Raw genomic sequence first — 13545 nt, 5'->3', positions numbered from 1 at the left:
TTTCACGACAGTGAGCGTCAGACGCTGATGCCGCGGGCGCGCAGGAACGGCGCCGGGTCGACGCGGATGCCGCCGCGGTAGACCTCGAAGTGCAGGTGGCAGCCGGTCGATGCGCCGGTGCTGCCGATGTAGGCGATGGTCTGGCCGGCGCGGACGTAGTCGCCGTAGCCCACCGCGTAGCCGCCGTCGATGATGTGCGCATATCCCGTGACGGTGCCGTCGCTGTGACGGACCTTGACGAAGTTGCCCCAGTCGCCGCTGTAACCGGCGAAGATGACAGTGCCGGACGCCGCCGCGTAGATGGGCGACCCGCACGAGCTGGCGAAGTCGATGCCGCGGTGACCGCTGGCCGTGCACCCGCTCGGGGTGCAGATGCTGCCGCGGACGCCGTACCAGGAGCTGATGTAGCCGTGCGCGGGGCGCACCCAGCCGGAGGGCTGGACGGAGCCGCCGGTGCTGCCTCCGCCGCCACCGCCGCCGCCACCGCCACCGGACGAACCGCCGCCGCTGTTGTTCTTTGCCTCTTCCTCGCGTCGACGCTTCTCTTCGGCGAGGCGGCGCGCCTCTTCGATCTTGGCCCGACGGAGCGCCTCGGCGCGGGCTTTGCGGGCCGCTTCCTCGCGACGCTTGCGTTCCGCCTCGACGCCGGCCTTGTAGCCGGCGACGGTCTTGGCGGTCGTGTCCTGCAGCGCCTGGAGCTGAGCCTCGAGCACCTCGCGGTGCTCGTTCTGGGCGGCGAGGGCCGCCTGGGCGGCTTCGGCGGCATCCTGCGCGGCCTGCATCTTCTGCTCGGCCTCGGCCTTGCGCTTGTCGCGCTCGTCGCGGGCGACCTGCGCCTGCGCGGCGAGGTTCTTCGCGCTGTCGCGCGCACCGATGGCGGCGGCATAGACGTCGCGGTTCGCCTCGACGAGACGGTCCATCGTGCCGAGTCGGCCCAGCAGGTCGTCGGCGGTCGCGGACGAGTCGGAGAAGAAGAGGTCGAGGGTCGCGTCGCCCTTGCCGGAGCGGTACTGCTGCGCCGCGAGCACGCCGAGCTTCGACGCGGCTTCCTTCGCCCGCGCCTCTTCGGCGTCGGCCTGCGCCTGCAACGCGTCAGCACGGGCTGCGGCGTCCTCGTACGCGATGAGGGCGTCCTGATACTCGACGCCGAGTCGCTCGGCCTCGGCCTGCTTGGCGACGACGTCGTTCTCGAGCGACGAGATGAGGTTCTGGATGCGGGTGATCTCGGAGCCCTTGGCGGACTCGTTCTTGCGGGCCTTCTCGACGTCGTCCCAGCTGGGATACGAGGTCGCGGCGAACGCGGGCAGGGCGAAGCCGATGCCGGTGGATGCCGCGGCCACACCGAGCGCGCCGAGGCCCAGGACGTTGCGACGGCTGATGCGCGACGAGAACGAACGCGCCTCGTCGGCGGTGGGCGCGCAGCCGCAGTCGGCTCCAGTCGCTTCGGGCAGGTCGGTCACTGCACACACCCTTCCCTCGGCCAGACGGCGTGCTGATCCGCCCATCACAGTAGCAACACTGGTCACATTCGTCACAGAGGAGATTGCGGCGGGCACCGTCATCATCCCCCTCTTTCGCCGCACGGAACGGTCGGCTCGCCCTCGATTCGCACATTCGCCGGGGATCGCATATGCTTGACCCTCGGTAAGCGTGATCCCCCCGGGGTCGCTCGGCCCCATCGTTTAGCGGCCTAGGACGCCGCCCTTTCACGGCGGTAGCACGGGTTCGAATCCCGTTGGGGTCACTCCCACAATTTAATAAGCATGGCCCTGTAGCGCAGTTGGTTAGCGTGCCGCCCTGTCACGGCGGAGGTCGCGGGTTCAAGTCCCGTCAGGGTCGCTCCGAGCGACAGGCCCTTGTCTTCAGCTTCTGTTGAATTCACGGGCCTTTCGTCTAGGACATGGCACCTCTGATGCCATGCGGCTCTGTAGCTCAGTTGGTAGAGCGCACGACTGAAAATCGTGAGGTCACGGGATCGACGCCCGTCGGAGCCACACGGACCGTCGTTACAACGGTTCTAGGAACCCTCGCGAAGCTTCTATTCGCGGGGGTTTCGCCTTTTCCGCGCGACGAGCCCCGTCCGCTCAGCCCGCGTCGACGCGCTGGCTCTCCGCGGACTGACGCGCCTCCTGGATGCCGTGCACGACGGCCTTGCGGATAACCCAGTAGAGGACGTACGAGCCGGCGGCGAACACGGCGATGAAGAGCACGGCGCTCGTCAGGGGATCCATGCGACCAGTGTGGCCGCCGCCGGCCTGCCTGTCGACCGGCGCTACTCGCAGCCGACGCCGTCGCCGTCCCGGTCGAGGTGCTTCGCGTAGCCGGGGTCGCCGACGTGCACGGGAGCTGCTCCCGCCTCGCGGGCGGCGGTGCAGTTCTTGAAGTACACGTCCGCAGGCTTCGCAGGAGCAGGTGTCGGCGCGGGCTTCGACTCCTGCGTCGGCTGGGACTTCGGCGCCGGAGCGACGCTCGGGCTGGGCTTCGACGCGGGCTCCGCCGCGATCGCCATGGCGTCGGCGGCGTAGTCCGACGTCAGGAGCGGCTCGGCCGGGCATCCCGTCAGGATCCGCTCCATGGCGTCGCGTTCCGCCTGGGTGACCCAAAGCTCGTAGGCGACCTTCACCGACGCCTGGCGCGCGACGTAGGCGCACCGGAACCCCGTGTTCTTCGGCAGCCAGGTCGCGGCGTCGCTGTCGCTTTTCTGCGCGTTCGCGGCGCCGTCGACGGCGAGAAGGTTGAGCGGATCGTTGCCCAGGGTCTCGCGCTGGTGCGCAGTGAGCTGCTGCGCACCCTTCTGCCAGGCATCCGACAACGGCACGACGTGGTCGATCTGTACGAGCGACGACGTGTCCTCGCCACGCTCGAACGTGATGCGCTCACCCGTGAACGGATCGTCCAGGATGCCGGACGTCACGACGCAGCGACCGTCCTTCTGCACGCCGGCAAGGTCTCGGGCGAGGACGTCGTCGCGCTGTCCGCACCCGTTGCGGTCGATGTCCTTCCAGCGCTGTCCGAACTCATCGCGGTCGTAGCCGGTCTTCGGCGCGCGCCCCTTCACCTCGAGGGCCGCGAGAGCGGCGAGCGCGGTGCCCGCCTCGGCGGTCTCGGGCGTGACGGTCTCGGTCGGCGTCGGGAATGCCTGCTGATCCTCGCCGACCGCGACCGTGTCGTCGGCAGCCGGGGATGTCGGCGCGAAGGCGACGGGCGCCTCGTCCACCGTCGTGTCCGCCCGCGGCAGGACGAGGTTCGCCATACCGGCCGACAGCAGCGCGACGACGACGGAGATGATCAGAGCGCGCGTGGCGGTGGCCGGCGTCGTGAAGCGCAGGAACGTCGGGGTCTTCTTGCCGAGTGAGACTCCCGCGGTGATCGCGACGGCGACGGCGAGGGTGCAGATGATCGGCGAGATCACGATGATCGCGACGATCAGCGCCAGGACGAGGGCCGTCCACCGGAGCTTCCTGTCACGTCCCGCCTTCTCGGTCGTGGTCTGCGTGGCCGCGCGGGGCGGGGTCGACGAGGGCATGGTGGTGCTCCTTCGAGCGAGGAAAGACCGCACGAAGGGCGCGCGAGTACTGAGCGAACTGGCCACGGGTCCGTGGCATCGGCGAGAGCCGGAGCGTCGTCGGGTGGGACGGTCGACCATCGCCGGGATCAGGCTGGAACAGCCCGTCATGATCGAACGTATCCCGCGCGGGTCACCCCGGCGGGCGCGACCCGCAGGCGCGGCCGGAACCCGCGCCGGCCGGGTCGTCAGAACGTCAGCGTCTGCCCGTCCTCGGGGACGTGGACGGCCGCGGTGATCCCCTGCGCTTCCGCGACCGCGCGCACGTCGGCGCGGGTCACGGTGCAGTGGTCGAGCGCCTCCATGTGGACGGCGACGATGCGGGCGTCAGGGGCGAGACCGTGCACGCGGGCGACGTCCTCGGCCCCCATCAGGATCGGGTCGAGGCCGGGGAGGACGGCTTCGCCCGTGTTCAGGACGACGACCTCCGGACGGTGCGCCGCGAGCGCCGCCTCGACGGTCGGGTGGTAGACGGTGTCGCCGGCGACGTACAGGGTCGGCTCCGCGGAATGCGCGATGACCACACCCATGACCTCGCCGAGTCGCGGCGCCGCAGCGAGCGTCGCGTCGGAGCCGTGCTGCCCACCCGTGCGCGTGAAGGTCACGCCGGCCAGCGTCGTCGGCTCGTCGAGGACGATCACCTGCGTGAAGCCGGCGCCGGCGATCACCGCGGCGTCGTCGGCGTGCTGGACGAGGACGGGAACCTCTCGCGGCAGGAGCGCGGCGGCCGCGGCATCCCAATGGTCGGTATGCGTGTGCGTCACCACCACGATGTCCGGATCCAGCAGGTCCGCGAGCGGGACCACGAGATCGACCAGCGGGTTGCGCCGTGCGCTGGCGAAGCCGGGCTGCGAGCCCTTCGCCCCCAGCATGGGATCGACGAGGACGCGGATGCCGCCGACGTCCAGCAGCAGGGTGGCGTTACGGACCTGGGTGATCTTCACTCCGGGATCGTCTCACGCGCCCCTGCCGGTGATCCGCGTGACGAACGCCGGGCGGAGCCGGCTGTTGTCGGCGATCCGCTCGGCCGTGAGTCCGGACCGGACGAGTTCCCGGACGATCGGCGTGACGCGAGCCTCGAGCTCCGAGACGTCGCACGTCTCTCCGCGAGACGCGGGCAGTTCCGCCTCCACCTGACCCAGAAGTGCCTGCTGGTGCGCGGTCAGCCGGTCGGGCTCGGAGCCGGGGATGCGGATCGTCCAGTCCGGGCCGGTGCTCATACCGCCGTATCCTGACACAGGTCCGACGCGGTCGATAGCCTCGCAGGATGACCCGCACGACCGCCGCTTACGCACACCGGGCCGCGGAGTACGTCGACACGCTCGGGTCCGTGGGCGCGATGCACCGCGCGGATCGCCACCTCATCGAGGCGTGGGGAGCCGCGGCATCCGGTCGCCTCATCGACGCGGGCTGCGGCCCGGGCCACTGGACGCAGCACCTCGCGGAGCGGGGCGCCGAGATCCGCGGGATCGATCTCGTGCCGGAGTTCATCGACCACGCGCGTGCGACCCACCCGGGCGTCCGGTTCGATGTCGAGAGCATCGAGGCGATCGACGAGCCGGATGCCGCGATCGGAGGCATCCTCGCCTGGTTCTCGACGATCCACCACGAGCCCGAGGCGATCGCGGTTCCGCTCACCGAGTTCGCGCGCGTGCTGCGTCCCGGCGGGTCGCTGCTGCTGGGCTGCTTCGACGCGGACGAGACGGAGGCGTTCGACCACGCCGTCGTGCGTGCCTACCGCTGGAACACGCGCGACCTGCAGCGGATCCTCGAGTCCGCGGGCTTCGACGTCGTCGCCGTCCACCGCCGCGCCGAGCGCGGAGCCCGAGCTGTCGCAGCGATCATCGCCGAGCGCCGGAGCTGATCAGCGCGGCTCGGTCACTCGCACGAGGCCGCAATTGAGGCATGACCACGCGACCGTGAACCGCTCGTCGTCGAGGATCTCGAAGCGCAGCGGATCGCCGCAGGTGGGGCACATGACCGCCGGACGCTCGCTCACGAAACGAGCCTAAGGTCGCCGCGGCACCCGGTTACCCTGATCGCATGCCGCAGTTGCTCAGCGCCGAACGGCGGTCGCTCCTCCTCGAGATGCTCGCCGAGTCCGGCAGCGTCCGACTCGAGCCGGCCGCCGAGGCGCTCGGCGTCTCGGCGATGACCGTCCGCCGCGATCTCGACGATCTTGTCCGCGAGGGGCTCGCGCGGCGGGTCCGCGGCGGGGCGGTCGCCGCCATCGTGCCGCAGGACTTCACCGCCCGGATCGCCGCGCGCGGCGGCGCCAAGGCCGAGATCGCACGGAAAGCACACGACCTGCTCCCTCACGGCGGTGCCGCGGCGATGGATGCCTCGTCCACGGTCGGTGCGCTCATTTCGACCCTCGACGACAGCGACGAACTGCTCGTCGTCACGAACTCGTACGACAACCTCCGCGCAGCACAGGGGCGACCCGCCGTCGACGCGATCCTCCTCGGCGGACGCCTGGAACCCCGCACCGGCAGCTTCGTCGGTGCGCAGGCGTGCGAGAGTGCGAGCCGCTTTCACTACGACCGCTTCTTCACGAGCGCTGCCGCCCTCGATCCGTCATTCGGCACGAGCGAGACGACCCTCGAAGAAGCCGAGGTCAAGCGCGTCCTCTCGACACACGCGGACGAGACCGTCGTCCTCGCGGACTCCTCGAAGCTCGAACGCCTCGCCGTTGCGCGCGCGCTCGCCTGGACGAACGTCGACCTGCTCGTCACCGAGCTCGACCCCGCCGACGAGCGACTCGACGCCTTCCGGGGGCTGGTCGAGATCCGCTGAGCCTGTTAGATTGTGAAAGGTTTCACAAGATCTTTCACGTCTGAGCCTCGCAGGAGAGTCGATGTCCCCCACCACCACGGCCGCCGCCGAACTCATCGCGCGCAGCAACCGCCTCGGATCCGACCCGAAGGTCACCAACTACGCGGGCGGCAACACGTCCGCGAAGGGCACCGACACCGACCCCGTCACCGGTGAGCCCGTGGAGCTCCTCTGGGTCAAGGGATCCGGCGGCGACCTCGGCACGCTGAAGCCCGAGGGCCTCGCCGTCCTCCGCCTCGACCGCATGCGCGCGCTCGTCGACGTCTACCCGGGCGTCGAGCGCGAGGACGAGATGGTCGCGGCCTTCGATTACTGCCTGCACGGCAAGGGCGGCGCTGCTCCCTCGATCGACACCGCCATGCACGGGCTGGTGGATGCCGCCCACGTCGACCACCTGCACCCCGATGCCGGCATCGCCATCGCGACCGCCGCCGACGGCGAGAAGCTGACCGCCGAGATCTTCGGCGAGAAGGTGGCCTGGGTCCCGTGGCGGCGCCCCGGCTTCCAGCTCGGCCTCGACATCGCGGCGATCAAGGCGGAGAACCCCGACGCGATCGGCTGCATCCTCGGCGGACACGGCATCACCGCGTGGGGCGACACCTCTGAGGAGTCCGAGCGCAACAGCCTCTGGATCATCGAGACCGCCCAGGCCTACATCGACGCGCACGGTGCGGCCCGGCCCTTCGGCGAGATCCGCGCGGGCTTCGACGCACTGCCCGAGGCTGAGCGCCGCGCGAAGGCCGCAGCCCTTGCGCCCACGATCCGCGGCCTCGCCTCGACCGACAAGCCGATGGTCGGCCACTACACCGACAGCGACGTCGTCCTCGACTTCCTCGCCGCCGAGAAGGCTCCGGCGCTCGCGGAGCTCGGCACGAGCTGCCCCGACCACTTCCTGCGCACGAAGGTCAAGCCGCTCATCCTCGACCTGCCGGCATCCGCGTCCGTCGAGGACTCGATCGCTCGCCTCCGCGACCTGCACGAGGCCTATCGAGCCGACTACCAGGCGTACTACGACGCGCACGCGACGGCCGACTCGCCCGCGATCCGCGGCGCCGACCCGCTCATCGTCCTCGTCCCGGGCGTCGGCATGTTCAGCTACGGCGCCAACAAGCAGACCGCCCGCGTCGCCGGCGAGTTCTACGTCAACGCGATCAACGTCATGCGCGGCGCCGAGGCCCTCTCGACCTACTCCCCCATCTCCGACGCCGAGAAGTTCCGCATCGAGTACTGGGCCCTCGAAGAGGCGAAGCTGCAGCGGATGCCGAAGCCCAAGACTCATCAGGGGCGCATCGCGTTCGTCACCGGGGCTGCCTCGGGCATCGGCAAGGCCATCGCCACACGGCTCGCCGCCGAGGGCGCGTGCGTCGTCGTCGCCGACCTCGACCTCGAGAAGGCGCAGGCCGCAGCCGCAGAGCTCGGCGGCACGGACGTCGCGGTCGGCGTCGCCGCGAACGTGGCGGATGCCGAGGGGGTGCAGGCGGCGATCGATGCGACCGTCCTCGCGTTCGGCGGCATCGACCTGGTCGTGAACAACGCGGGCCTGTCACTGTCGAAGCCGCTGCTGGAGACCACCGAGAAGGACTGGGACCTGCAGCACGACGTCATGGCGAAGGGCTCGTTCCTCGTCGCGAAGGCTGCGGCGAAAACGCTCATCGAGCAGAAGATGGGCGGCGACGTCATCTACATCTCGTCGAAGAACTCCGTCTTCGCCGGCCCGAACAACATCGCGTACTCCGCGACGAAGGCGGACCAGGCCCACCAGGTGCGCCTGCTGGCCGTCGAGCTCGGCGAGCACGGCGTGCGCGTCAACGGCATCAACCCCGACGGCGTCGTCCGCGGGTCGGGCATCTTCGCCGCGGGCTGGGGCGCTAACCGCGCTGCCACCTACGGCGTCGAGGAGAAGGACCTCGGCCAATTCTACGCGAACCGCACGATCCTCAAGCGCGAGGTCGTCCCCGAGAACGTCGCCGACGCGGTCTACGTGCTGACCGGCCCCGAACTCTCGCGCACGACAGGACTCCACATCCCCGTCGACTCCGGCGTCGCCGCCGCGTTCCTGCGTTAATCCCGGCCCGCGTCGGATCACTCCAGAGGAGGATGGTTGCCATGGTGCAGCGTCAATTCCCGAAGCCGGTCGAGCTGCTCGAGCTCATGCAGTTCAAGAAGCCCGAGCTGAACGGCACGAAGCGACGGCTGGATGCCGCGTACACGATCTCCGACCTGCGGAAGATCGCGAAGCGCCGCACCCCGAAGGCCGCGTTCGACTACACCGACGGCGCTGCGGAAGGCGAGACCTCGCTCGCGCGCGCCCGTCAGGCCTTCGAGGACGTCGAATTCCACCCCGACGTGCTCCGACCCGCTGCCGACGTCGACACCTCGGTCGAGATCCTCGGCGGCCCGTCGGCGCTCCCCTTCGGCATCGCCCCGACCGGCTTCACCCGGCTCATGCAGACCGAGGGTGAGGTCGCGGGCGCGGGTGCGGCGGGGGCCGCCGGCATCCCGTTCACCCTCTCGACCCTCGGCACGACGTCGATCGAGGGCGTGAAGGCGGCCAACCCGAACGGGCGCAACTGGTTCCAGCTGTACGTCATGCGCGACCGGGAGATCTCGTACGGTCTCGCGAAGCGCGCCGCGGAGGCCGGATTCGACACCCTGCAGTTCACCGTCGACACCCCCGTCGCCGGTGCGCGCCTGCGCGACAAGCGCAACGGATTCTCGATCCCGCCGCAGCTGACCCTCGGCACGATCGTCAACGCGATCCCCCGCCCCTGGTGGTGGATCGACTTCCTCACCACCCCGAAGCTCGAGTTCGCGTCGCTCTCGGCCACCGGCGGCACCGTCGGCGACCTGCTCAACGCCGCGATGGACCCGACGATCAGCTACGAAGATCTGAAGGTCATCCGCGAGATCTGGCCCGGCAAGATCGTCATCAAGGGCGTGCAGAACGTCGAGGACTCGAAGCGCCTCATCGACCACGGCGTCGACGGCATCATCCTGTCGAACCACGGCGGGCGTCAGCTCGATCGGGCTCCGATCCCCTTCCATCTGCTGCCCACCGTGGTGCGCGAGGTCGGCAAGGACGCGACGATCATGGTCGACACCGGCATCATGAACGGCGCCGACATCGTCGCCGCGATGGCGCTCGGCGCGAAGTTCACGCTCATCGGCCGCGCGTACCTCTACGGCCTCATGGCCGGCGGGCGTGCGGGCGTCGACAAGACGATCGAGATCCTCCGCAGCGAGATCGAGCGCACGATGAAGCTGCTCGGCGTCGCCTCGATCGCCGAGCTCGAGCCGCGGCACGTCACGCAGCTCACGCGCCTCGCGCCGATGCCCCGTTCCGACGCCTGAGCCTGCGCGTTAGCCTGGCGCGGTGAGCGCAGCGGGCGAGACCGGACCCTTCTTCCACGGCACGAAGGCCGATCTGCAGATCGGCGATCTGCTGACCGCGGGACGCAACTCGAACTACCGGCCGTCGATCGTGATGAACCACATCTACTTCACGGCGCTCCGCGACCCCGCCGGCCTCGCGGCCGAACTCGCCGCCGGCGACGGCGAGCCGCGCGTGTACCGCGTCGAGCCGACCGGTCCGTTCGAGGACGACCCGAATGTGACCGACAAGAAGTTTCCCGGCAACCCCACCCGCTCGTACCGCAGCGCCGACCCGCTCCGCGTCGTCGCCGAGGAGATCGGGTGGCCGCGCCTGCCCCCCGAGGCGCTCGCGGACTGGAAGCGCCGCATCGCCGCGATCGAGGAGTCCGGCGGCGAGATCATCAACTGATGAGCGACGTCGTCCGCTTCTGCCGCAGTCGCAGCGCCGGTCGCCGCTGCACGCGCCCCCTCGACCACCCCGGTCTGCACCGCCACCGCACGATCATGTGGACGGATGCCGCTGCCGACCCGTCCCGCTGCCCCGGGTCCGGCGAGCCGGGATCTTCCGCCGCCATGCTCGCGGACGGGTGGCCGCACGGCCGTGCCCTGTGCCCCGCCTGCCATCGCTTCGTCCCACTCGAGGGCGGCCTGCTCGCCGAGCACGCGACCTCGGACGAGGACGAGACGGATGCCGAGGCATCCCGTCGTCGGGAATGGCTCAACACCCACGGGTGGTGACGGCCCTCGCTGCCTGGCACGCGTGCCATGCTGACGGGATGCGCATCGCCGTCACCGGTTCGTCCGGAAAACTCGGGTCCGTCGTCGTCCGCGAACTCACCGCCGCAGGACACGAGGTGATCGGCTTCGACCAGCACGGCACCCGCGGTCCGGGCTTCGTGCAGATCGACCTCACCGACCACGGACAGGTCGTCGACGCGCTCACGGGAGTCGGCGATCAGCACGACGGCATCGACGCCCTCGTCCACCTCGCCGCGATCCCCGCCCCCGGCATCCGCCCCGACGTCGCGACCTTCCACAACAACATCACGACCACCTTCAACGTGTTCTGGGCCGCGCTCCGCCTCGGGATCACGAAGATCGTCTACGCGTCGAGCGAGACGGTGCAGGGACTGCCGTTCGAGACACCGCCGCCCTACATCCCGGTCGACGAGGACTACCCGGCGCGTCCCGAATCGGTCTACTCCCTCGTGAAGCACCTCGAGGAGCAGATGGCGATCGAGCTGACGCGGTGGCACCCCGAGGCATCCATCACCGCCCTCCGTTTCTCGAACGTCATGTGGCCCGAGGACTACGCGGAGTTCCCCTCTTTCGACGCCGACGCGCGCCAGCGCAAGTGGAACCTGTGGAGCTACATCGACGCCCGCGACGGATCGCAGGCCATCGAACGCGCGCTCGAGGCCGCCGGCCCCGGCTTCGACCACTTCCTCATCGCGGCGGCGGACACCGTCATGAGCCGCCCGAACGACGAGCTGGTCGCGGAGGTGTTCCCCGGAGTCGAGCTCCGCGGCGACCTCGGAGTGAACGACTCGCTGTTCTCGACCGCGAAGGCGCAGCGCGTGCTCGGCTATCGGCCGCAGCACTCGTGGCGCGACTCTGTGGGCTGAGCGCCCAGCCGCCCGGTCAGCGGGTGCGCAGTCGGGCCGCGCGGACGATCTGGATCGCTCCCAGGAGGATGAGGGAGACCCCCAGCCACACCCAGAGGACCAGCGCACCCCAGACCGGCGCGAACAGGATGAGGACGCCGGCGACGATGCTCAGCACCGCGAAGGCGATGGTCCACCCGCGCGATCGCGTGCCGCCGAGGGTCGTCAGCGAAACGACCCCTTCGACGATCCACAGGATGCCGACGAGCGCGCCCACGAACGTCGCCAGCGTTCCGGCGGCGAGTCCGAGGTTCGAGAACGCGACGATGCCCGCGATCAGGAAGATCAGTCCGAGCACGATGTGCCCGACGCGCGACCAGGCGCCGGCGGACCGTGACAGGACTCCGAGGGCGATGTTCACGACGCCGGCGATCACCGCCCACGCCGCGATGATCCCGGCGACGACCATCGCGGTCTTGCCCGGCCAGACCAGGATCAGGATGCCGACCACGACGGCCAGTACGCCGCCGATCAGCAGTGCCCCGCGGATGCCGCCGACCACCGTCCGTGCCGATTGCTGCGTGCTCATCTCGCGCTCCCCTCGCCGGATGCGGCCAGGCTATCGCCGCGGCATCCCGGGCGACAAGGCACGCCGGTCAGCCGTCGTCAGCGGACCCAGAACGTTCGCCGGGGACATCCTCAGTTCGCCTCGCGCCCGCCCGGCTAGGCTGAGACGTCACCCGTGCCCGCCGCCGAGCATCGCGAGCCCCGCCATGGATCTGTCGATCATCGTTCCGACCTTCAACGAGGGTCCGAACGTCGACGAGCTGTTGCGGCGGATCGGCGACGCCCTGGAGGGACGCGTGTTCGAGGTCATCTTCGTCGACGACTCGACCGACGACACCCCCGAGATCATCGCCGCCGCCGCGCCTCACGCCGGTTTTCCGGTGCGCCTGATCCATCGCGAGGACCCCGTCGCGGGCCTCGGCGGGGCGGTCGTCGCGGGGTTCCAGGCAGCCGGCTCGCGGTGGTGCCTCGTCATGGACGGTGACCTGCAGCATCCGCCCGAGGACATCCCGCGACTGATCGAGCGCGCCGACCGCGGCGACGTGGACGTCGTCATCGCGTCGCGCTACGCGTCGGGCGGGACCTCGAAAGGCCTCGCCGACGCGACCCGTACCGCTGTCTCGCGCGCGTCGACCGCGCTGACCAAGGCGATGTTCCCGCGCAAGCTGGCCAACTGCTCCGACCCGATGACCGGCTTCTTCCTCGTCGACACCCAGGCCGTCGACGTGGAGGCACTCCGACCGCGCGGCTTCAAGATCCTGCTCGAGGTCCTCGCCCGACGCCAGCTGCGCGTCGACGAGGTGCCCTTCGACTTCGCCTCGCGTCATGCCGGGACGTCCAAGGCGACCTTCACCCAGGGCGTGCGCTTCCTGACGCAGCTCGCGATGCTGCGCTTCGGCCGGATGTCGGCGTTCGCCCTCGTCGGCGGGTTCGGCGCCATCGCCAACCTCGTCATCATGTGGGGCCTGATCCGGTTGGGGATGGACTACGTTCCCGCCGCGATCATCGCGAGCGTCATCACGATCGTCACGAACTTCCTGCTGCTGGAGTACCTGGTCTTCGCTGACATGCGCTCCGAATCCGGGCGCATGCTCACCCGGTTCGTGAAGTCGTTCACCTTCAACGGGCTCGAAGCGATCATCCGCATCCCGGTCCTGTCGATCCTCGTCGAAGGCGCCCACATCCCGGCCGTCCTCGCGGCCGCGCTCACCCTCATCGCGGCGTTCGTGCTGCGCTTCGTCTTCCACGCCCTCGTGGTCTATGCGCCGCGCCGCGCGGCCCGCCCCGCAGCGACGACGGAGGCCGCGCCGGCCCCGGCGGGCAGGCGTACCCTGGACTGATGACCGACACGTCCGCTCAGATCACGATGTTCGGCGCCGACTGGTGCCGCGACTGCCGCCGCACGAAGGCGCAGCTCGACAGCCTCGGAGTCGATTACCGGTACGTCGACCTCGAGGCCGAGCCCGACGCCGCCGACGTCGCCCGTGAGATCTCCGGACGCACCAACATCCCCGTCGTCGTCTACCCCGACGCGAGCCACCACGTGGAGCCCAGCAACGACGACGTCGCGGCGAAGCTCCGCGAGCTGTCCCTCATCTGAGC

At 70.0% G+C, this 13545-nt stretch carries 16 protein-coding genes and 3 tRNA genes; 12 read left to right on the top strand and 7 right to left on the bottom strand.

Annotated elements, in window-relative coordinates; all coding sequences use genetic code 11:
- Positions 1 to 17 precede the first annotated feature (17 nt).
- Entirely contained in the window at positions 18 to 1460 is a 1443-nt protein-coding gene (locus BLP38_RS13275) for a peptidoglycan DD-metalloendopeptidase family protein (protein WP_091358715.1), read from the bottom strand.
- Positions 1461 to 1671: 211 nt separating this feature from the next.
- Here BLP38_RS13275 and BLP38_RS13270 point away from each other — a divergent pair.
- The 3 genes from BLP38_RS13270 to BLP38_RS13260 all read left to right on the top strand — a co-directional run bounded on the left by BLP38_RS13270 (position 1672) and on the right by BLP38_RS13260 (position 1994).
- Positions 1672 to 1744 (top strand) — tRNA-Glu (locus tag BLP38_RS13270).
- Positions 1745 to 1765: 21 nt separating this feature from the next.
- A tRNA-Asp gene (locus BLP38_RS13265) sits at positions 1766 to 1839 on the top strand.
- Positions 1840 to 1921: 82 nt separating this feature from the next.
- Positions 1922 to 1994, top strand: a tRNA-Phe gene (locus BLP38_RS13260).
- Positions 1995 to 2084: 90 nt separating this feature from the next.
- Here BLP38_RS13260 and BLP38_RS14360 read toward each other — a convergent pair.
- The 4 genes from BLP38_RS14360 to BLP38_RS13245 all read right to left on the bottom strand — a co-directional run bounded on the left by BLP38_RS14360 (position 2085) and on the right by BLP38_RS13245 (position 4785).
- Positions 2085 to 2231, bottom strand: a complete 147-nt coding sequence (locus BLP38_RS14360) for a hypothetical protein (RefSeq protein ID WP_172824706.1) — start codon at positions 2229 to 2231, stop codon at positions 2085 to 2087.
- Positions 2232 to 2272: 41 nt separating this feature from the next.
- Positions 2273 to 3526, bottom strand: coding sequence for a GmrSD restriction endonuclease domain-containing protein (locus BLP38_RS13255; RefSeq protein WP_091358712.1), 1254 nt, complete (start codon positions 3524 to 3526; stop codon positions 2273 to 2275).
- Between the two features lie 227 nt (positions 3527 to 3753).
- Positions 3754 to 4509 carry an MBL fold metallo-hydrolase gene (locus tag BLP38_RS13250; protein WP_091358708.1) on the bottom strand — a complete coding sequence of 252 codons (756 nt, stop codon included), beginning with the start codon at positions 4507 to 4509 and terminating at the stop codon, positions 3754 to 3756.
- Between the two features lie 12 nt (positions 4510 to 4521).
- The gene (locus BLP38_RS13245) at positions 4522 to 4785 is read right to left on the bottom strand and encodes a hypothetical protein (protein WP_091358704.1); all 264 of its coding nucleotides are present in this window, start codon (positions 4783 to 4785) and stop codon (positions 4522 to 4524) included.
- A 47-nt stretch (positions 4786 to 4832) separates the two neighbouring features.
- On the opposite strand from BLP38_RS13245, the gene BLP38_RS13240 reads away from it, so the two are divergent.
- On the top strand, positions 4833 to 5429 hold the full coding sequence (locus BLP38_RS13240) for a class I SAM-dependent methyltransferase (protein WP_091358701.1): 597 nt from the start codon (positions 4833 to 4835) through the stop codon (positions 5427 to 5429).
- On the opposite strand, the gene BLP38_RS14455 is transcribed toward BLP38_RS13240, so the two are convergent.
- Complete coding sequence (locus BLP38_RS14455; RefSeq protein ID WP_262981985.1) at positions 5430 to 5564, bottom strand: hypothetical protein; 135 nt, start codon at positions 5562 to 5564, stop codon at positions 5430 to 5432.
- Between the two features lie 44 nt (positions 5565 to 5608).
- Here BLP38_RS14455 and BLP38_RS13235 point away from each other — a divergent pair, with 44 nt between their 5' ends.
- The 6 genes from BLP38_RS13235 (at position 5609) to BLP38_RS13210 (ending at position 11397) form a co-directional block, all read left to right on the top strand.
- The gene (locus tag BLP38_RS13235) at positions 5609 to 6361 is read left to right on the top strand and encodes a DeoR/GlpR family DNA-binding transcription regulator (protein WP_091358694.1); all 753 of its coding nucleotides are present in this window, start codon (positions 5609 to 5611) and stop codon (positions 6359 to 6361) included.
- Between the two features lie 61 nt (positions 6362 to 6422).
- Positions 6423 to 8465, top strand: coding sequence for a bifunctional aldolase/short-chain dehydrogenase (locus tag BLP38_RS13230; RefSeq protein WP_091358690.1), 2043 nt, complete (start codon positions 6423 to 6425; stop codon positions 8463 to 8465).
- 41 nt (positions 8466 to 8506) lie between these two features.
- Complete coding sequence (locus tag BLP38_RS13225) at positions 8507 to 9751, top strand: alpha-hydroxy acid oxidase (RefSeq protein ID WP_091358688.1); 1245 nt, start codon at positions 8507 to 8509, stop codon at positions 9749 to 9751.
- A gap of 22 nt (positions 9752 to 9773) precedes the next feature.
- The gene (gene arr, locus BLP38_RS13220; RefSeq protein ID WP_091358684.1) at positions 9774 to 10181 is read left to right on the top strand and encodes an NAD(+)--rifampin ADP-ribosyltransferase; all 408 of its coding nucleotides are present in this window, start codon (positions 9774 to 9776) and stop codon (positions 10179 to 10181) included.
- Complete coding sequence (locus BLP38_RS13215) at positions 10181 to 10510, top strand: hypothetical protein (protein WP_091358681.1); 330 nt, start codon at positions 10181 to 10183, stop codon at positions 10508 to 10510. The genes arr and BLP38_RS13215 overlap by 1 nt, the downstream gene beginning before the upstream one ends.
- Before the next feature lie 38 nt (positions 10511 to 10548).
- A complete protein-coding gene (locus tag BLP38_RS13210) occupies positions 10549 to 11397 on the top strand; it encodes an NAD-dependent epimerase/dehydratase family protein (protein ID WP_091358677.1) in 849 nt (282 codons plus the stop codon).
- Between the two features lie 16 nt (positions 11398 to 11413).
- On the opposite strand, the gene BLP38_RS13205 is transcribed toward BLP38_RS13210, so the two are convergent.
- Positions 11414 to 11965, bottom strand: coding sequence for an HdeD family acid-resistance protein (locus BLP38_RS13205; protein WP_091358672.1), 552 nt, complete (start codon positions 11963 to 11965; stop codon positions 11414 to 11416).
- Positions 11966 to 12149: 184 nt separating this feature from the next.
- Here BLP38_RS13205 and BLP38_RS13200 point away from each other — a divergent pair, with 184 nt between their 5' ends.
- Both BLP38_RS13200 and BLP38_RS13195 read left to right on the top strand, forming a co-directional pair.
- Entirely contained in the window at positions 12150 to 13283 is a 1134-nt protein-coding gene (locus BLP38_RS13200) for a glycosyltransferase (protein ID WP_091358670.1), read from the top strand.
- A complete protein-coding gene (locus tag BLP38_RS13195) occupies positions 13283 to 13543 on the top strand; it encodes a glutaredoxin family protein (protein WP_091358667.1) in 261 nt (86 codons plus the stop codon). Before BLP38_RS13200 ends, BLP38_RS13195 begins: the two co-directional genes overlap by 1 nt.
- Positions 13544 to 13545: the final 2 nt, after the last annotated feature.

This window comes from Microbacterium sp. LKL04, assembly GCF_900102005.1.
GTDB lineage: Bacteria > Actinomycetota > Actinomycetes > Actinomycetales > Microbacteriaceae > Microbacterium.
The sequence above is the reverse complement of the archived record's forward strand: the minus strand, read 5'-3'. Positions and strand labels throughout refer to the sequence as shown.